The organism is Rhodoferax saidenbachensis (genome assembly GCF_001955715.1).
Lineage (GTDB): Bacteria > Pseudomonadota > Gammaproteobacteria > Burkholderiales > Burkholderiaceae_C > Allorhodoferax > Allorhodoferax saidenbachensis.
Genome location: NZ_CP019239.1, coordinates 402,234 through 419,594 on the forward strand (window position 1 = coordinate 402,234; position 17,361 = coordinate 419,594).

14 protein-coding genes and 1 pseudogene are annotated in these 17,361 nt (G+C 62.5%); 6 read left to right on the forward strand and 9 right to left on the reverse strand.

All coding sequences use genetic code 11. The features are described 5' to 3' along the window. Positions 1–37: 37 nt before the first annotated feature. The 3 genes from RS694_RS01960 (at position 38) to RS694_RS01970 (ending at position 3,871) form a co-directional block, all read left to right on the forward strand. On the forward strand, positions 38–628 hold the full coding sequence (locus RS694_RS01960) for a glutathione peroxidase (RefSeq protein WP_029709002.1): 591 nt from the start codon (positions 38–40) through the stop codon (positions 626–628). Positions 629–763: 135 nt separating this feature from the next. Beyond that, positions 764–2,197 carry a methyl-accepting chemotaxis protein gene (locus tag RS694_RS20960; RefSeq protein ID WP_029709001.1) on the forward strand — a complete coding sequence of 478 codons (1,434 nt, stop codon included), beginning with the start codon at positions 764–766 and terminating at the stop codon, positions 2,195–2,197. 105 nt (positions 2,198–2,302) lie between these two features. Next, complete coding sequence (locus RS694_RS01970; protein WP_029709000.1) at positions 2,303–3,871, forward strand: methyl-accepting chemotaxis protein; 1,569 nt, start codon at positions 2,303–2,305, stop codon at positions 3,869–3,871. A 12-nt stretch (positions 3,872–3,883) separates the two neighbouring features. On the opposite strand, the gene rocF is transcribed toward RS694_RS01970, so the two are convergent. Further along, the gene (rocF, locus tag RS694_RS01975; protein WP_029708999.1) at positions 3,884–4,798 is read right to left on the reverse strand and encodes an arginase; all 915 of its coding nucleotides are present in this window, start codon (positions 4,796–4,798) and stop codon (positions 3,884–3,886) included. Beyond that, positions 4,795–5,802 (reverse strand): asparaginase, encoded by a 1,008-nt coding sequence (locus RS694_RS01980; protein ID WP_029708998.1) that lies wholly within the window; start codon positions 5,800–5,802, stop codon positions 4,795–4,797. The genes rocF and RS694_RS01980 overlap by 4 nt, the downstream gene beginning before the upstream one ends. 126 nt (positions 5,803–5,928) lie before the next feature. Here RS694_RS01980 and RS694_RS01985 point away from each other — a divergent pair. Then, positions 5,929–7,731 (forward strand): annotated as a pseudogene (locus RS694_RS01985) (carboxyl transferase domain-containing protein); the annotation flags it as partial. Positions 7,732–7,834: 103 nt separating this feature from the next. Here RS694_RS01985 and RS694_RS20965 read toward each other — a convergent pair. From RS694_RS20965 to RS694_RS02020, 7 genes are all read right to left on the reverse strand, one after another. Next, complete coding sequence (locus RS694_RS20965) at positions 7,835–9,430, reverse strand: methyl-accepting chemotaxis protein (protein ID WP_051392041.1); 1,596 nt, start codon at positions 9,428–9,430, stop codon at positions 7,835–7,837. Between the two features lie 140 nt (positions 9,431–9,570). Beyond that, positions 9,571–9,864, reverse strand: coding sequence for a Bor family protein (locus RS694_RS01995; protein ID WP_029708995.1), 294 nt, complete (start codon positions 9,862–9,864; stop codon positions 9,571–9,573). 221 nt (positions 9,865–10,085) lie between these two features. After that, positions 10,086–11,267 (reverse strand): pyridoxal phosphate-dependent aminotransferase, encoded by a 1,182-nt coding sequence (locus tag RS694_RS02000; RefSeq protein ID WP_029708994.1) that lies wholly within the window; start codon positions 11,265–11,267, stop codon positions 10,086–10,088. Positions 11,268–11,313: 46 nt separating this feature from the next. Then, on the reverse strand, positions 11,314–12,033 hold the full coding sequence (locus RS694_RS02005) for an LrgB family protein (protein WP_029708993.1): 720 nt from the start codon (positions 12,031–12,033) through the stop codon (positions 11,314–11,316). Continuing rightward, a complete protein-coding gene (locus RS694_RS02010) occupies positions 12,026–12,382 on the reverse strand; it encodes a CidA/LrgA family protein (protein WP_029708992.1) in 357 nt (118 codons plus the stop codon). Before RS694_RS02010 ends, RS694_RS02005 begins: the two co-directional genes overlap by 8 nt. 3 nt (positions 12,383–12,385) lie before the next feature. After that, positions 12,386–13,888: an FAD-linked oxidase C-terminal domain-containing protein gene (locus RS694_RS02015; protein WP_076069263.1), complete on the reverse strand. Its 1,503-nt coding sequence runs from the start codon at positions 13,886–13,888 to the stop codon at positions 12,386–12,388. An 86-nt stretch (positions 13,889–13,974) separates the two neighbouring features. Then, the gene (locus RS694_RS02020; protein WP_029708320.1) at positions 13,975–14,862 is read right to left on the reverse strand and encodes a LysR substrate-binding domain-containing protein; all 888 of its coding nucleotides are present in this window, start codon (positions 14,860–14,862) and stop codon (positions 13,975–13,977) included. Between the two features lie 478 nt (positions 14,863–15,340). On the opposite strand from RS694_RS02020, the gene RS694_RS02025 reads away from it, so the two are divergent. Together RS694_RS02025 and asd are read left to right on the forward strand one after the other, a co-directional pair. Then, positions 15,341–16,075: a hypothetical protein gene (locus tag RS694_RS02025; RefSeq protein ID WP_029708319.1), complete on the forward strand. Its 735-nt coding sequence runs from the start codon at positions 15,341–15,343 to the stop codon at positions 16,073–16,075. A 407-nt stretch (positions 16,076–16,482) separates the two neighbouring features. Further along, entirely contained in the window at positions 16,483–17,325 is an 843-nt protein-coding gene (gene asd / locus RS694_RS02030) for an archaetidylserine decarboxylase (RefSeq protein WP_029708318.1), read from the forward strand. Positions 17,326–17,361 lie beyond the last annotated feature (36 nt).

Below are 17,361 nucleotides of genomic sequence, written 5' to 3' on the forward strand. Positions count from 1 at the left end.
CGGTGGAAAATGCGGGCCAGAACTCTGGAGCGACTGCATGTTCTTTCGTAAAACTTTGGTTGTCTTGCTGTTCGGGGCCTTGCTGGCGGGTGGCGGCGCCGTAGTGGCGCAAACGGTGGACAAGGCGCCGACACCTGCTGCGTCTGCCTGCCCGGTCGTGTTGCAGCACCAGTTTCTCCGTCTGCAAGACGAGAGCACACAGAACCTGTGCCAGTACGCAGGCAAGGTCGTGTTGGTGGTGAATACCGCCAGCTACTGTGGGTTCACGCCTCAGTTTGAAGGGCTGGAGGCGCTGTATGCCAAGTACTACGCGCGTGGTTTGGTGGTGCTGGGATTTCCCTCCAACGATTTCAAACAAGAGGCCAAGTCGGCCCAGGAAACGGCAGATGTGTGCTTCAACACCTACGGCGTGAAGTTCCCCATGTTCACCAGCTCGGTGGTCAGCGGCGCTGGCAAGAACCCGCTATACGTGGCGCTGGAGAAGGGGGGCGCCGCCATGCCGCGCTGGAACTTCCACAAGATCCTGCTGGACCGCCGTGGTCGCGTCGTCGCCAGTTTCCCCAGCCAAGTCGAGCCGCAGAGTACGCAACTGACGGCGGCCGTGGAAAAGGCCTTGCAGGCGCGCTGAGGGCTTTGCTGGCGTTTGACCCAACGCAAACGATGGTCATGTCGCGCTGCATCTTGGGGTTTATGCACATGGCAAAAGACTGGGATTTCGATATAAGAACAAGCAGTCCATAAATACACCTCGTTCGGAATCCCCATGCAACATCTTCGTACCAGCAGCGCCCTTCCTGCCTCTGCACGCATGCTTTTAGGCGATCGCGTTTTGCTGATGGCTGCCATCGTGGCCACCCTGGCCAGTGTGGCGTTGGGACTTCAATTTGTGGAGTCGGGCCTGGCGCTGGGCGGCAGTGCGGTGCTGCTGGGGGGCGCGTTGGCGGTGTATTTCATGGCGCCCGGCACGGCATGGAGTCGTTATGTGCTGACTTTTGTGTTGGTGGCGCAAGTGGCGCTGCATATCCAGCTGGCACGCGGAATGATCGAGCTGCACTTTGGTGTCTTTGTGGTGCTGGCCTTTCTGCTGGTGTATCTGGACTGGAAGGTCATCGTGTTCGGCGCCGCGCTGTTTGCCGTGCACCACGTGCTGTTTGACCGCCTGCAGGCTGCGGGATTGGGTGTGTATTGCACCACCGAACCGGATTTCCTGCGCATCGTGCTGCATGCCATATATGTGGTGGTGCAGTCGGCAATGGAAGTGGTGCTGGCGGTGCGCATGCGTACCACGGCCCGCGAAGGCGAGGAACTGGGCATGATGGTGGCCCAGGTCAACCGGGCCGATGGCATCGCCCTGAACATTGGTGATGCGGTCGTGGAAACCATAGGCGGCAACGCACTGAAGGCCACCCTGTCACGCATGGACGCCGCCGTGTCGGCCGTGCGTTCGGGGGCGTCAAGCATTGAGGTGGCCTCGTCCGAAATTGCCAGCGGCAACCAGGACCTGAGCGACCGCACCGAGCAGACCGCGGGCAACCTGCAGCGCACGGCCAGCAGCATGGCCCAACTGACCAGCACCGTGCAACAGTCGGCGGAGAACGTGCGCCGCGCCAACCAATTGGCTGGCAATGCCAGCACGGTGGCCGAGCGCGGCGGCACGGTGGTGGCGCAGGTGGTGGACACCATGCAGGGCATCAACGAGGCCAGTCGCAAGATAGCTGACATCATCAGCGTCATTGACGGCATCGCCTTTCAAACCAACATCCTGGCCTTGAATGCCGCGGTGGAGGCTGCCCGTGCCGGCGAACAGGGACGCGGCTTTGCCGTGGTGGCCAGCGAGGTGCGATCCCTGGCCGGGCGTAGCGCCGAGGCCGCTAAGGAAATCAAGCACCTGATAGACACCAGCGTGGCACGCGTGGAGCGTGGCAGCGCGTTGGTGAGCGAGGCTGGCACCACCATGACCGAAGTGGTGGGCAGCATCCGGGAGGTGACCCAGATCATGGGCGAGATCAGCGCCGCCAGTGCCGAGCAAGCCTCCGGTGTGGCCGAGGTCGGCGAGGCCGTGAGCCAGATGGACCAGGCCACCCAGCAAAATGCTGCCCTGGTGGAGCAGATGGCTGCGGCCGCCGGGAGTCTCAAGTCCCAGGCGCAGGAGTTGGTGCAGACGGTGGCGGTGTTCCAAACAGGGGCAGCAGGGTAATTGCGGACACGTAGGGGACTACACCGCGCGCCCGAACTCGCGTACGATGCCCCTCACTTGGGGTGGCACCGCTGCTGTCCTGTTTCCGGACAATAGGAGTTGGACATGAAATTCAATAATCTGCGCGTGGCCTACAAACTGTGGGTCGTGATCCTGGGTCTGTTGTTGCTCATGCTGGCTGCAGCCATCTGGACTCAGCTGCGCTCCCGCCAGGCGACCGATGCCACGCAGCAAATGGTCGCCAAGTACGAAGGCACCATCACCACCGCCGTGCGCTGGAGGGGGCTGGCCGAATTGGCGGTAACCCTGTCCATGGGCAGTCTGGTGACGACCGACGAAGGCCTGAAAAAAGATTACGATGCCCGAGTGGCTGCGTTGACCGCGCGCATCACGCCGGTGCAGGAGCAGGTCAACAAGGACGCCACATCCGCGCTGGACAAAGAGGCTCTGGAGTTCGTAGCCAAGACACGCGCAGACATTCGCGGGCAAGGCGACAAGGCCAAAGTGCTGAAGGAATCGGGCGATGCCGCCGCCAAGCAGGCGTTTCTGGACAAAGAGTACCGGCCAAGGGCAGAGGCCTATCTGGTCGCCATCGACAAATTTGTTGCTGCGCAGGAACAGCAGCGTGATGCGGCCCGGGCTGCGCTGGAAGAGGTTCGCAAGAACCTGACCATGGTGGCCATCATCAGCGTTGTGGTTGTGTTTGGGTTGGGTATCTTCATGTCGCTCCTGCTGGTGCGTTCGATCACCCAGCCACTGGCGCGGGCCGTCTCGGTGGCCCAGGCCATCACCGCAGGCGACCTGACCCAGGAAGCACGGGACGACCGCAAGGACGAATTTGGCACTCTGATGCAGGCCCAGTCCGACATGGTCGTCAAACTGCGTGGGCTGGTGTCCGAAGTGCGCAGCGGCGTGGAGTCAGTGTCCACCGCATCCAGCGAAATTGCCAACGGCAACCACGACCTGTCGGCCCGCACGGAGCAGACCGCATCGAACCTGGAGGAAACCGCGGCCAGCATGGAAGAACTGACCAGCACCGTGAACCAGTCGGCCGACACCGCACGCCAGGCCAACGACCTGGCCGCCAAGGCCGCACAGGTAGCGGCACGTGGTGGCGAGATGGTGGGGCAGGTGGTGCAGAGCATGCAACACATCACCACGTCTTCCCACAAGATCGGCGACATCATCAGCGTGATTGACGGGATTGCCTTTCAGACCAACATCCTCGCGCTGAACGCTGCCGTGGAAGCGGCGCGCGCGGGTGAGCAGGGTCGTGGGTTTGCCGTGGTGGCCAGTGAAGTGCGAAGCCTGGCCGGACGCTCGGCAGAGGCTGCCAAGGAAATCAAGGCGCTGATCAGCGTGTCGGTTGAAACCGTGGAGACCGGCTCGCGCCAGGTCGAGCAGGCCGGTCAGACCATGGGCGAGATTGTCAGCAGCGTGCAGCGTGTGAGTGCCTTGATCGGTGAAATCACGGCGGCATCCACCGAGCAACGGGACGGTATCGCCCAGGTGAATCAGGCCGTGGGCAATCTGGACCAGATGACGCAGCAGAACGCCGCGCTGGTGGAACAGTCCGCCGCTGCAGCCTCGGCACTGCATGAGCAGGCCCAGCGACTGGCTGAGGTGGTGTCGGTGTTCAATGTGGGCAACACCGCGACACGGCGGCTCAGCTGAGGTTGGGTGCACTCACTTACGCATCAGGGTGCTCTTGCCGAACAATGATTCGATCAAATCCACGGCGACCAGCGCCGTGCGGTTGCGTTCGTCCAGTGCAGGGTTGAGTTCCATCACGTCGAGTGAGGCCAGGCGGCCGGTGTCGGCAATCATCTCCATGCAGAGCTGCGCTTCGCGGTAATTGGGGCCGCCGCGCACGGTGGTGCCCACACCCGGGGCGATGTCGGGGTCCAGAAAGTCCACGTCAAAGCTCACATGCAAATGCGTGTTGGCATCGGTCAGTGCCAGGGCCAGCTCCATGGCCGCACGCATGCCCATCTCGTCGATGTAACGCATGTCAAAGACTTCCAGGTCTTGCTCGTGCACAAACCGTTTCTCGCCCTCGTCCACGCTGCGGATGCCGATCTGGCGCACCCACTTGGGTGAAATCGCTGGCACGTGGCCGCCGATTTCGATGAGCTGTTGTGGCCCGTGCCCACACAGGCAGGCCACCGGCATGCCGTGAATGTTGCCGCTGGGCGTGAGGGTGTTGGTGTTGAAGTCAGCATGCGCATCGAGCCACAACACCCGCAGCTTCTTGCCCGTGTCACGGCAGTGGCGCGCCACGGCACTGATGGAGCCAATGCCCAGGCAGTGGTCACCACCCAGCACGATGGGCAGGCGTCCCAGTTGCAACTCGGCATACACCGCATCGTGCAGCGACTGGTTCCACGCCGTCACCTCGGCCAGATGGCGGTAGCCGTCGACCGGCGGCAGCCAGGGGTTGTTGGGGCCGGTGAGGTTGCCGCGGTCCAGCACTTCCAGGCCGCGCCCTTCCAGCGCACTGGCGATCTGGGCCACACGCAGGGCTTCGGGCCCCATGCTGGCGCCGCGGCTGCCCGCGCCAATGTCGGTGGGTGCGCCTATCAGGCTGATGCGTGTGTTCATGGTGTGCTGAGTGTGAAAACAGGAAGACGCTCGCCGACCAGCAGGCCGCGTGCGTTGATGATGCTGGCCGCGCGCCAGGGCTGCAGGGCCGCGCGTTGCGCATCGTCGAGCCAGCCCAGTTGTTCCAGCACCTCCACCGTAGCGGCAAACAGTGCGGGTTTGTTGCCGTCGATGATCTTCAGCGCAAAGGCCTCGCCGCGGCTCTTGCTGCCGACCACCTGCACGCCGTCGGCGCCGACCTTGGTGACCCAGTCGCCGCGCCCGGCTTGCATAAAGGCCAGGTCGTTGCGACCGGTGCCGCTGACCAGGTCCGGGTGCGCCGTCATTGCTTCGCCCAACAGCGCAAAACTTTCTCCCATCTCCGCATCGGCCGCGCCACTGGCCAGGCGCGCATAGCCGTAGGCCAGTTTGGACAAGGGCATCGCGTAGTTGGGAGCCGAGCAGCCGTCGACGCCCAGCTTCAAATCATTCGCGTCCATACCCACGGTGCGTGCCACATCGCGGCGGATGGCCTGCTGCAGTGGATGGTCGGGTGCGGTGTAGTCATCCAGCGGCAGGCCGTGCTGCACGCAGTAGGCGACAAAGCCCGCGTGTTTGCCGCTGCAGTTGTTGTAGCGTTCGTCAAAACGGGCGCCTTCCGGCACCGGTTTGCCGGTCTGTTCGAAGTGGTAGGGCACATGGCAGCCGCAGCGCAGCACTTGGTAGGTCTGGCCGGCTTTTTCGAGCATGCCGGTGGTTGCCTGCACATGGCTGTCTTCTCCGCTGTGGCTGGCGCACAGCATGGCAATCTGCGGCTGTGAAAAGCCGAACTGTCGGGGGCCACCGGCTTCGACAAAGGGCAGAGCCTGCAGCGCCTTGAGCGTGGAACGGGTGAAGGTCAGCCAGTGCGGATCACCGGCCTGGGCCAGCAGCTGGCCGCGCGTGTTGACGACGGCCACGGCGCCGAAATGCAGGTTTTCCTGCTGGCCGCCGCGGGTGAGTTGGATCAGGGGAGCAAGGTTCACGGTGGGGCCCAGTGTTGGGATAGGACAAATTTTTTGCAGAGCATAACCCGATGCGCGTGTGTGACAGCCGGGGTAAATCGCCCTGCCTATACTGGGCCGCCACAACCTTTCCTGACCATGCAAGAACTCCATTCCCCCCTCCAAGCCCAACTGGTGCAATGGCTGGTCCAGCCCGGTGACACGGTGGCCGCCGGTGACGTGTTGCTGATTCTGGAAGCCATGAAGATGGAGCATGAAATCCGCGCCCCCCAGGCCGGGCGCATCGGGGAGCTGTTTTATGCTGCAGGTGAATCCGTGGTAGAGGGTGATTTGCTATTAAATTGGGAGCGTCTTGCGCATGCTGCGCAAGGGCTAGAGGCCAAAAACACCCTAAATCCTGAGGTGCAGCCTGCATCGGTGCAAGGCCTGCGCGCCGATCTGCAGAAGCTGCAGCAGCGCCAAGCCTATACCTTGGACGCCAGCCGCCCCGAGGCGATGGCCAAGCGCCACGCCCAGGGCATGCGCAGTGCACGTGAAAACATTGCAGACCTGTGCGATGCGGGCTCTTTCATCGAATACGGCGCACTGGCCGTGGCCGCGCAGCGCAGCCGCCGCACGCAAGAAGATCTGGAGCAGAACACGCCAGCCGATGGCATGGTGACGGGCATAGGCGCCGTGAACGGCAAACGTGTGGTCGTGATGGCCTATGACGCCACCGTACTGGCCGGCACCCAGGGCATGCGCAACCACCAGAAGACCGACCACATGTTGGGGTTGGCGCTGCAGAACAAGTTGCCCGTGGTGCTGTTTGCCGAGGGCGGCGGTGGCCGTCCCGGTGATGTGGACATGCCCATCGTGGCGGGTTTGCATGTGGCCACGTTTGCGAGTTTTGCGCGTCTCAACGGCCAGGTGCCTGTGGTGGGCATTGCGGCCGGGCGCTGCTTTGCCGGTAATGCGGCGCTCTTGGGTTGCAGCGACGTGGTCATTGCCACGCGCGCCAGCAACATCGGCATGGGTGGCCCGGCCATGGTGGAGGGCGGCGGCCTGGGCGTGTTCAAGCCCGAGCAGATTGGCCCCAGCAGCGTGCAGCACGCCAATGGTGTGATTGACATCCTGGTGGACGACGAAGCGGCTGCCGTGGCCGCTGTGCGGCATTACCTCTCCATGTTCCAAGGCGCGACTGCAAGCTTCACCGCCCCGCCCGCCGAGGCGCTGCGCGAGGTGGTACCGGAGAACCGCCTGCGCGTCTACGACGCCCGCACAGCGATGGAAGGTATTGCCGACACCGGCTCGTTACTCATGCTGCGCACCGGCTTTGGCCTGGGCATCCACACCGCGCTGGCGCGTATTGAAGGGCGTCCTGTAGGCCTGCTGGCCAATAACCCTCAGCACCTGGGCGGGGCGATTGACGCCGATGCTGCGGACAAGGCCGCACGTTTTATGCAGTTGTGCAACGCGCATGGCCTGCCGTTGGTGAGTCTGGTCGACACGCCCGGTTTTATGGTTGGCCCCGACACCGAAGCCACGGCCCAGGTGCGCCATGTGAGTCGTATGTTTATCGCTGCCGCGCATCTGCGTGTGCCGTATTTGAGTGTGGTGCTGCGCAAGGGCTACGGCCTGGGTGCCATGGCCATGACGGCGGGTGGTTTTCATTCACCGCTGTTCACCGTCGCCTGGCCCACGGGCGAGTTTGGTGCGATGGGGCTGGAGGGCGCGGTGCGTCTTGGCTTCCGCAAAGAGCTGGAAGCCGTTCCCGAAGGGCCCGAGCGCGAGGCGCTGTACCAGCAACTGGTGGCGCGCCAGTACGAAAACGGCAGCGCCATTGCCATGGCGGCGACGCTGGAGATTGACGCGGTGATCGACCCAGCGCAGACGCGCACCTGGCTGGTGGCGGGCCTGCAGTCGGGCCAGGTGGGGCCGTTGCCAGGCGCCGCCATCGACACCTGGTAGCCTGACGTTATGCAGGCGTATCCGTTCGGGCTGAGCCTGTCGAAGCCCTCGTCGATTGGTAAATCCTGCGTTTCGACAAGCTCAACGCGAACGGATTAGTCAGTTAGTTAGTCAGTTGCAGCGGTGCGGCGTTGTCGCTGCTGTCCGTGCTGAGGCGGAACACGGCCACGGCCTGCACCAGGTCCTGGGCCTGGGTGCGCAGGCTGCTCGCCGCAGCGGCCATCTCTTCCACGAGCGCCGCGTTTTGCTGCGTGGCCTGGTCCATTTGTGTGACGGCTTCACCGACCTGGGCCACGCCCAGCGATTGTTCGTTGCTGGCCGCGCTGATCGCACCCATGATGTCGGTCACGCGCTTGATGCTGCTGACCACTTCGGTCATGGTGCTACCGGCTTTGTCCACCAGCGTGGTGCCTTGTGTCACACGCTCCACACTGGCATTGATCAGGGTCTTGATTTCTTTGGCGGCTTCGGCACTGCGGCCCGCCAGGGAGCGGACTTCGGAGGCCACCACGGCAAAGCCACGGCCCTGCTCACCGGCACGCGCAGCTTCTACCGCTGCATTCAAGGCCAGGATATTCGTCTGGAAGGCAATGCCGTCGATCACACTGATGATGTCGCTGATCTTGCGGCTGGATTCGTTGATGCCTTTCATGGTCTCGACCACCTGGCCCACGACTTCACCACCCTGCACCGCAACCGTCGAGGCACTCATGGCCAATTGGTTGGCCTGGCGGGCGTTGTCGGCGTTTTGTTGGACGGTGGAGCTGAGCTCCTCCATGGATGCGGCGGTTTCTTCCAGCGCACTGGCCTGGCTTTCGGTGCGGGACGAGAGGTCTTGGTTGCCATGGGCAATTTCGGAGCTGCCGGTGGCCACGCTTTCTGCGTTGCCGCGTACCGCCGCCACAATGCCTTGCAGGCGCTGGCGCATGTTCTCCAGCGCACCCAGCAGTTGCGAGGTTTCGTCGGTGCCGTTGGCTTTCAGGGGCACGGTCATGTCGCCCTCACTCATGCGCTGGGCGCTGTTCACGGCCACGGCCAGCGGGCGCGTCACATGGCGGCTCACCCCAATGCCCAACCCGATACCGGTGGCTACGCTGACCAACACCAGCACCACCGTGATGTTGCGGCTCTGCAGGTAGAGCTGGGTGTTGGCGTCGGCGGCTGCTTTGGCTTCCTTCTCCTTGAGCTCGGAAAGACCGGTCATGGTGTTGCCCAACCGGATACTGGGTGGTGCGACATCGTCCTTGAGGTAGTTCAGCAGTTCGTTGGGCTGCTGCAATTCAGCAGCGGAAATCCGTTTGATGAGTTCATCCACAGCCAGCCGGTCCTTGGTGGCGGCTTCGCGCAGCAATACCAGCTGTTTTTTGCCCTCTTCGGTGGTAAACAACGGGGCAGCCTGCTCAATCAAAGCGTTACTCTTGTCGCGACCGTCCTGCACGCGTTTGAAGGCGTTACGGCGGTCTACCGGGCCCATCGCCAGCAGGGCGTCGCGCAATCCGACCACCGCTTTGAGGCGTTCTACATTGGCTTCCTTGAACAGAGACAGGCCGATCAGCTCACGCTCGTACATCAGCGTGTCGGCCGCATCGATTTTTTCCATGTTGAAAATCGCATAGGCCCCCAGGGCGGCACCGATCAACGCGACCAACACAAAAGCGGCAATCAGCTTGGTGGCTGTTTTGAAATGGGAGAGCTGCATGTGGGGGCTCCTGCGTGAGAGGTGGATGTGTCCGCGTGCGTCAATGGCTTCTAGATTCGGCGTAGCACCGGAAACGCAAAACACATGCCAAAAAAATGGCCCTTCCGCAGAAGAGCCAGGTTATGCATAGGAGCAATGGCTTACTTGCAGTACACCCGTGCCGTACGGGGTGTGTAGATACCCAGTGTCACCAGGCCCAGCAACACCTCGGGGCCGGTTTGTTCCACGCCCACGCCCAGAACCTTGCTGGCGCCGCCACAGACCTGCGCAGCATCGACGGTTTTTGACTGGCCAATGCCGTCCAAAAAGAAAGTCTGGCTGTCTTCCACTTTGGGGCTGGCACCGGCCGCATCACCCGACACATTGAACCGCTGGCTAGCGCAACCGGCCATTACCAGGCTTGCCGCCAGAATGGATGCTACGGATTTGATCATGCGAAATACTCCCTGAGATAGGTAGGAAAAAGAAGACGGCCTCAGGCAAGGCCGAATTCATTATGGCGTCGAAACATGACGGCGTGGCATGAAGTACAAAGCGCATCCGGTTAACTTGCAGGTGCACAACCTGCCGTGCGGCACCTGCCCTTGCTGAAAATGGCCGTTGCGCCGGCGCTGGACCCGCCACTGCGGCAGGAAGACCCGGCCGGGAGAGCCGCTTACTTGGGCGCGCGCTGCATCCAGTCGGCAAGCCGGGCCACACCGTCGTGCAAGCGGGCGATGTCCTTGGAGGCAAAGCACCAGCGCAGCCAGCCATTGGCCTCGGGCGCAAAGGCATTGCCCGGCGCCAGGCCCAGGCCGGCTTCGCGCACCAGGCGCTTGGCCACCTCCAGTGAATCCTTGGCACCGGGTAACTGGAAGAATGCATACATGCCGCCCTGCGGCGTGGCCAGCGACAAGCCCGGCAATGCCTGCAGTGCCGGTACCAGTGCATCGCGGCAGGCCTGCAGGTGGGCCACCACGCGTGGTGTGACGTCATCGGCATGCTGCAAGGCCGCAATGCCGGCGCGCTGCACAAACACGCTGGCGCAGGAGGTGTTGAACTCGATCAGCTTGCCCATGGGCACCGTCAATGCGGGCGGCATCACCATCCAGCCCAGGCGCCAACCTGTCATCAGAAAACTCTTGGAGAAGCTGTGCACCACGACCAGCCGGTCTTCGGGCACGGACAGGTCCAAAAAACTCGGTGCACAGCCCTGGGCGCTGGGGGCGTAGTACAGGTTCTCATAGACCTCGTCGGCCAGTATCCAGGTGCCGGTGCGGCGGCAGTGGTCCAGGATGGCGCGTTGTTCCTCCGTACTGAGCGTCCATCCCGTCGGGTTGTTGGGCGCGTTCACGATCAGCAGCTTGGTATCTGCCGTGATCTGTGCCAGCAACCGGTCCAGGTCCAGCGTCCAGGCACCGTTCACGGGCTGGAGTGGTACCGTGCGCAGGTGGGCACCCATGATCAGCGGCTGTGCCGTCAGGTTGGGCCACACGGGTGTCACGGCCACCACGTCGTCACCCGGGTCCACCAGCGCCTGCACTGCCAGCATCAGCGCGTTCACGCCGCCAGCAGTCACGGCAATGCGTTCCATCGCAATCGGCTGGGCGTTGCCGTGCAGGGGGTGTTTGCGCGACATGGTCTGCGCAATCTCGGTGCGCAGCTCGGGCAGGCCCAGGTTGTGGGAATAAAAAGTTTCGCCGCGCTGGATAGAGTCCACCGCCGCCTGGCGGATGAAGTCGGGTGTGACTTCGTCACTCTCGCCAAACCAGAACGCCAGTACGTCCGGGCGGCCCAGACCGGCATTGGCCACCTCGCGGATTTTGGACTCTTCGAGGTTCTCTATCGTTCTGCGCATGCATCACTCCTGTCGTTGGCGCGCCCGTGCTGGCGTGCGGGATGGTTCATCGAAAAAACAGCGGCATCAGCAGCGAGGCCAGTACCACTTGCAGGCCCAGTGCCAGGCCGGCGTAAGCGCCCGCATCGGCATTGACCTGCAAGGCACGGGCCGCGCCAATGCCATGTGCGGCCGTGCCCAGCGCAAACCCGCGTGCGGCCCAGCCGCTGTGGTTGTGCGGCAGCCGGAGCAGTGTGAACAGCAGCTTGCCACTCAAGGCACCGGTGAGCCCGGTCAACACGGCAAACACCGCCGCCAGCGCGGGAATACCACCGATCTTTTCCGCAATGCCCATGGCCACCGGCGCGGTGACGGACTTGGGTGCCAACGACAGCACCACATCCACCGGCAAGCCCATGGCCCAGCCCAGTGCCAGGGCGGATCCACTGGCTGCAGCACCCCCCAGCAGCGAGGCCAGCAGCAAGCGGCCCCAGCGCTGGCGCACCTGGGCGCGGCGTTGCCACAGCGGCCAGCCCAAGGCCACCACGGCGGGCCCGAGCAGAAAGTGGATGAACTGCGCGCCCGAGAAATACGTGGGATACGACACGCCGGTGGCCAGCAGCACCGCTGCAATCACCACCACGCTCCAGAGCACGGGGTTGGCCCAGGCGGCCTGGTGCACCCGCAGGTAGAAGGCATGGGCCAGCACATAGGTCACCAGCGTGGCGGTCAGCCCAAACAGCGGTGTGGCCGACAGGTAAACCCACAGCGCGACAAAGTCAGACATCGTCCGCCTCTGTCACAGGGCCCAGGTGGTACAGCACCAGCGCGGTGACGGCCAGGCCGGTCCAGGTGGATAGCACGATCACCACGAGCATGCGTCCACCGTACTGGCTCAGCAAGGCCAGGTGCGTCATGACGCCAACCCCCACGGGGATGAACAGCAAGGACAAGTGGCTGAGCAAAAACTCGGCGCACTCGGCCACCGGTTCGCGCACCAGCGGCCAGTGCAGTGCCGCCAGCAGCAACACCATGCCCACCACAGGACCGGGGAAGGGCAGGGCCAGACCACGCGCCAGCAGTTCACCAGCGCTTTGCAGCGCGAGCAACCAGGCCAAACCGCGCAGACCTTGCATGGTTTAGAACCGGGGCAGGTCCGGGTGTTTGACCTTGCCGCCACGCACCAGCTCGCGGCCGTATTCGGCGCAGCGTTGCAGCGTGGGAATCACCTTGCCGGGGTTCAGCAGGCCCTGCGGGTCAAACGCGGCTTTGAGTGCAAACATCTGTGCGTTTTCCTCCGCGCTGAATTGCACACACATGCTGTTGAGTTTTTCCACACCGACACCGTGCTCGCCAGTGACTGTGCCGCCCATGGCCACGCTGGTTTCCAGAATCTCCGCACCAAACAGTTCGCAGCGGCGCAACTGGTCGGCGTCGTTGGCATCAAACAGGATCAGCGGGTGCAGGTTGCCGTCCCCCGCGTGGAACACATTGGCGCAGCGCAACTGGTATTTCTTTTCCATCTCGGCAATCGCGAGCAGGATGTCAGCCAGGCGGTTGCGTGGAATGGTCGAGTCCATGCACATGTAGTCGGGGCTGATGCGACCCGATGCCGGAAAGGCGTTCTTGCGTCCGCTCCAGAAGCGCAGGCGTTCGGCCTCACTGTTGCTCACTGCAATCGCGGTGGCGCCCGCACTGCGCAGTACGGCGGTCATGCGGCCAATTTCTTCTTCCACCTCTTCGGGCGTGCCATCGCTCTCGCACAGCAGGATGGCGGCAGCAGTTAGGTCGTAGCCCGCGTGCACAAAGTCTTCCACGGCGGCGGTCATGGGTTTGTCCATCATCTCCAGTCCGGCCGGGATGATGCCCTGCGCGATTACGGCGGCCACGGCATCGCCCGCTTTGCGCAGGTCGTCAAAACTGGCCATGATGCAGCGCGCAAGTAAGGGCTTGGGTACCAGTTTCACGGTCACCTCGGTGATGACGGTCAACATGCCTTCGCTGCCCACGATGACACTCATCAGGTCGTAGCCCGGTGTGTCCAGCGCGTCGCCACCAAACTCGATGGGCTCACCCTCCATGGTGAAACCGCGCACCTTCAACACGTTGTGCAGTGTCAATCCATATTTCAGGCAGTGCACGCCGCCCGAGTTCTCGGCCACGTTGCCGCCTATGGTGCAGGCAATCTGGCTGCTTGGGTCGGGTGCGTAGTACAGGCCCAGCGGCGCGGCCGCTTCGCTGATGGCCAGGTTGCGCACGCCACACTGGACTACGGCCGTGCGGCTGCGTTTGTCCAGTTGGATGATCTTGTTGAACTTGGCCAGTGACAGCGTCACGCCCAACGCATGTGGCATGGCCCCGCCGGACAGACCGGTACCTGCGCCGCGTGCCACCACGGGCACGTTCAAGGCATGGCAGACCTTGAGCACGGCGGCGACCTGTTCCTCTGTCTCTGGCAGCGCCACCAAGAGCGGGCGCTGGCGGTAGGCGGTCAGGCCGTCGCATTCGTAGGGCGTGGTGTCTTCGGTCTGGTACAGCAGTGCATGCAGAGGCAAATGGGCCTGTAGCGCCCGTACCACCTGCGCCTGCAGCTCTGCTTTTTGTAGCAATTCTGTGGTGGCGGATGGGGTGGGGGCATTCATGGGCGGGCTCCGGGTGGGGGAATGTGTACTGTAGGGCAGGCCAGACCGGCGTGGTGTGAAGAAACTTGCACGCGGGTGTGAAATGGCTACGCCACTGCCTGCTTGAGCCAGTCGGCAAAAGCCGCCACTTCCCAGCGGTCCATGGCGCCGGTGCGCCAGCACAGGTAGTGGGCGTGGGGGCTGGGCACACTGTGTGTGAACACCTCATTGGTGCCCAGGCGCACCAGCGAGCCATGCTCCAGCCACGGCGCACCCAGCTTCAGGCGCACCAGCGCGATGCCCATGCCGGCCGCGGCGGCGTCGCACATCAGGCCAATGTCGTTGAACTGCGAGCCGTCCACCGGTTCGGGCCAGTCCAGCCCGCTGGCGGCAAACCAGGTGCGCCAGGGTTCCAGCGGGCTGCGCAGCAGCGGCAGGCTCTCCAGATCCTGGGGCGTCTCAAACGGACCGTGCTCGCGCACAAAGGCGGGGGACGCCAGCGGCGTTACATCGTCCTTGGACAGGCACACGTACTCCATGTCCGCATAACGGCCCGGGCCAAAACGCACGGTCAGATCCGCGTCTTCCGCCACCACATCGAGCAGCGGAATCGACACCTGCAGTGTGAGGTCGATCTCGGGGTAAGCCTCGGTGAACTGGCGCAGGCGCGGAATCAGCAGGGAGCGTGCAAAGGTGGGCGTGACGGCCAGGCGCAGCTTGCGTTTACCCGGTGCCGCGGCCGAAGAGGGAAACTTCTGCAGCGTGGCCAGACCTTCGCGCACATGGGCCAGATACTCGCTTCCCTCAACGGTCAGCGAAAAATCGGCCCGGCCAAACAGCTTGGTGCCAATGATCTGTTCGAGCTGGCGCACCCGGTGACTGACCGCGCTGGGCGTCACGCACAGCTCTTCGGACGCCTGGGTCACGCTGCGCAGGCGCGCCAGCGTCTCAAAGGTCAACAGGCACTGGATGGGAGGGATGCGGGCGGCGCTCATGGAAGGGGATGATGCCACCACTGGGTGGGCGCCTTCTGTTTGAGTGTGAAATCGGGCCTTGGCCCTTATGGGGTCTGCGCAAGTCGCTACTAATTTGATAGCGATTTGTGTTGGCGCTCTTGATGGCGTGGCGTTTGTGCAGCAGAGCAGGGGGTATGGGCCCCCGCCTCATACTGTCAAATGCCCAGAAATCGGCGGGGGCCCATACCCCCTGCTCTGCCGGTGAGTGGGTTGGTTTGCGTGGGGAGCTTTGAGTTGGGGTTCGACGACTGCAATGTGGTGGAAGCGGGCTGTCAGATGGGCCATCCCATCTTGGTTCCTGCTGGGTCTGGTTCTATTCCCATGGCTCGCCAAGCTGCTTCGAATATGGGAAATCAGATATAAATCAATTGCTTAAAAAATACACGGGAGGAAAACATGGGTCGATACGACTTTCTTCATAAGACGTGGTTCACTTCCATAACACGTTAGAGCTCCTATGGCTTACGCGGGCGTTCTAGTCATTGCCGCAATCAACTGCGCTGTCCTCTTCTTTCTCGCATTCCTTGCGACAGGCGGAGACGGCAGTTCGGACGGGGTCAAAACCATCTGGCTCTTCGGCTATATCTGGATCACCCTATTCACTGTCGTAGCGCTGGCTTTTTGCGCCCGAAAAGGACGCACCGCCGGAGCAGTAATTGCCGTCAGTACTCTTCCAACAGGCTACTTCGCAAGCATTGCCGCCATAGCGCTCGGAGCCGGCATCACATTTCTGAAGCCAGATTCCGCAGAGTTCACAGCAGCATGTAAGAGTTCCGGCGCACAGTTTTTGGCATCACCAACTAAGCCTGTCCACTCGCTGGCGTATGAGTGGGGCCGCAAGTATCCAATTGAGATCAATTATTTTCAGATCGCCGCAAACAACCACGTTTCCTCAATCGAAACACGCAACCCACGTTACCCATCTGGCATCACTCTCATAGAGAACAGCCCGTCTGCGGCTGATGTACTCGTCAGATTCACCTACCCAGTTGGCAAAGATGAGCTACTCAACGCCCTTTCTCACCAAGGTTTGATTGGGTACGAAATAGCTGTACTGGATCAACGAGACAACCGTACCCTTGCAACACTCAGGTACTTCACGGATTTTTCGAACAGAAAGGCTTGCGCCCCAACCAACGGCGGAGCTTTTAGCGTCAGAGAATTTGTTCTCAAAGCCATCGGAGCGCAGTGAAGGCTCTGTCTATGCACCAGAGCCCTAACTCCTCCTATATGGACTCCCCCACAAGTACGAGAAACTGACCGATGTTTTGGCTGTTGGGGAAGCGCCTGCAGTCGTGTGTCCGGTATCTAGAGTGGAATCGATAACGTCCCGTACCGACATGGAATCTGTGTCACCGATGCGCCAGTCAATACAAGCGGCAGGCAAGCTTCCGGAAAAGCTATCGGTGGCTACGAGTCCACATCACTGTCGATGACCGGCTGGTAGGCGCCAGCAGATTCCCACCCATTGGACCGTTTGGGGCCAGTTTTTAATAACTATTGGGATGGATTTCGGAGGGCGTTCCCCGGGAGCGAAGCCTACTTTCGCCCTGCGTGCCTCAGTAGAATGGCCCTCTTTTTCCCCTCGGAAGTTCCTCTGTGTCTGACACCCTTGCCGTACTGCCGCAGTACTTACTCCCCAAAAAAGCCCTGACTGCCTTTGCCGGCTGGGTGGCCAATGCCCGCTGGGGCCGCAGGACCACGGCCATCATCGAATGGTTTATCGGCAAATACAACGTCAACATGGCCGAGGCCGCCAATTCTGACCCGGCCAGCTACGCCAGCTTCAACGAATTTTTCACGCGTGCGCTCAAGGATGGCGCCCGGCCACTGGCAAAAGCCGACTTCGTCTGCCCGGTAGACGGTGCCATTAGCCAGATTGGTGCGATTGAAAAAGACCAGATATTCCAGGCCAAGGGCCACCACTACAGCAGCACCGCGCTGGTCGGCGGCGACGCTGCACTGGCTGCGCAGTTTGACAATGGCCACTTCGCCACGATCTACCTGAGTCCGCGCGATTACCACCGCATCCACATGCCCTGCGATGGCCAGTTACGCCGCATGATTTATGTGCCCGGCGACCTGTTCTCGGTGAACCCGACCACGGCACGTGGCGTGCCCGGCCTGTTTGCCCGCAACGAACGTGTGGTGTGTGTGTTCGACACCGCACACGGCCCCATGGTGCTGACGCTGGTGGGCGCCACCATTGTGGGTAGCATGGCTACGGTCTGGCACGGCGTGGTGAACCCGCCGCGCTTGCCCCAGGTGACCGAGTGGCATTACGACCCCGGCGCAGTGAGCCTGCGCCAGGGCGAAGAGATGGGCCGTTTCCTGCTCGGTTCCACCGTCGTGCTGCTGTTCCCCAAAGACACACTGCAGTTCAACGCGCAGTGGACTGCGGCCAAGCCCGTAGTGCTGGGTGAGGCCATGAGCGCACGCTAGGCAGAACGCGCCTGAGCGTGCTAGTCTGCGGGTCCG

Excerpts from the sequence above, each read along its gene's own strand:
- RS694_RS01960 (WP_029709002.1), top strand. The coding sequence starts at position 38 with ATGTTCTTTCGTAAAACTTTGGTTGTCTTGCTGTTCGGGGCCTTGCTG.
- RS694_RS20960 (WP_029709001.1), top strand. The coding sequence starts at position 764 with ATGCAACATCTTCGTACCAGCAGCGCCCTTCCTGCCTCTGCACGCATG.
- RS694_RS01970 (WP_029709000.1), top strand. The coding sequence starts at position 2,303 with ATGAAATTCAATAATCTGCGCGTGGCCTACAAACTGTGGGTCGTGATC.
- rocF (WP_029708999.1), bottom strand. The coding sequence starts at position 4,798 with ATGAACACACGCATCAGCCTGATAGGCGCACCCACCGACATTGGCGCG.
- RS694_RS20965 (WP_051392041.1), bottom strand. The coding sequence starts at position 9,430 with ATGCAGCTCTCCCATTTCAAAACAGCCACCAAGCTGATTGCCGCTTTT.
- RS694_RS01995 (WP_029708995.1), bottom strand. The coding sequence starts at position 9,864 with ATGATCAAATCCGTAGCATCCATTCTGGCGGCAAGCCTGGTAATGGCC.
- RS694_RS02000 (WP_029708994.1), bottom strand. The coding sequence starts at position 11,267 with ATGCGCAGAACGATAGAGAACCTCGAAGAGTCCAAAATCCGCGAGGTG.
- RS694_RS02005 (WP_029708993.1), bottom strand. The coding sequence starts at position 12,033 with ATGTCTGACTTTGTCGCGCTGTGGGTTTACCTGTCGGCCACACCGCTG.
- RS694_RS02010 (WP_029708992.1), bottom strand. The coding sequence starts at position 12,382 with ATGCAAGGTCTGCGCGGTTTGGCCTGGTTGCTCGCGCTGCAAAGCGCT.
- RS694_RS02015 (WP_076069263.1), bottom strand. The coding sequence starts at position 13,888 with ATGAATGCCCCCACCCCATCCGCCACCACAGAATTGCTACAAAAAGCA.
- RS694_RS02020 (WP_029708320.1), bottom strand. The coding sequence starts at position 14,862 with ATGAGCGCCGCCCGCATCCCTCCCATCCAGTGCCTGTTGACCTTTGAG.
- RS694_RS02025 (WP_029708319.1), top strand. The coding sequence starts at position 15,341 with ATGGCTTACGCGGGCGTTCTAGTCATTGCCGCAATCAACTGCGCTGTC.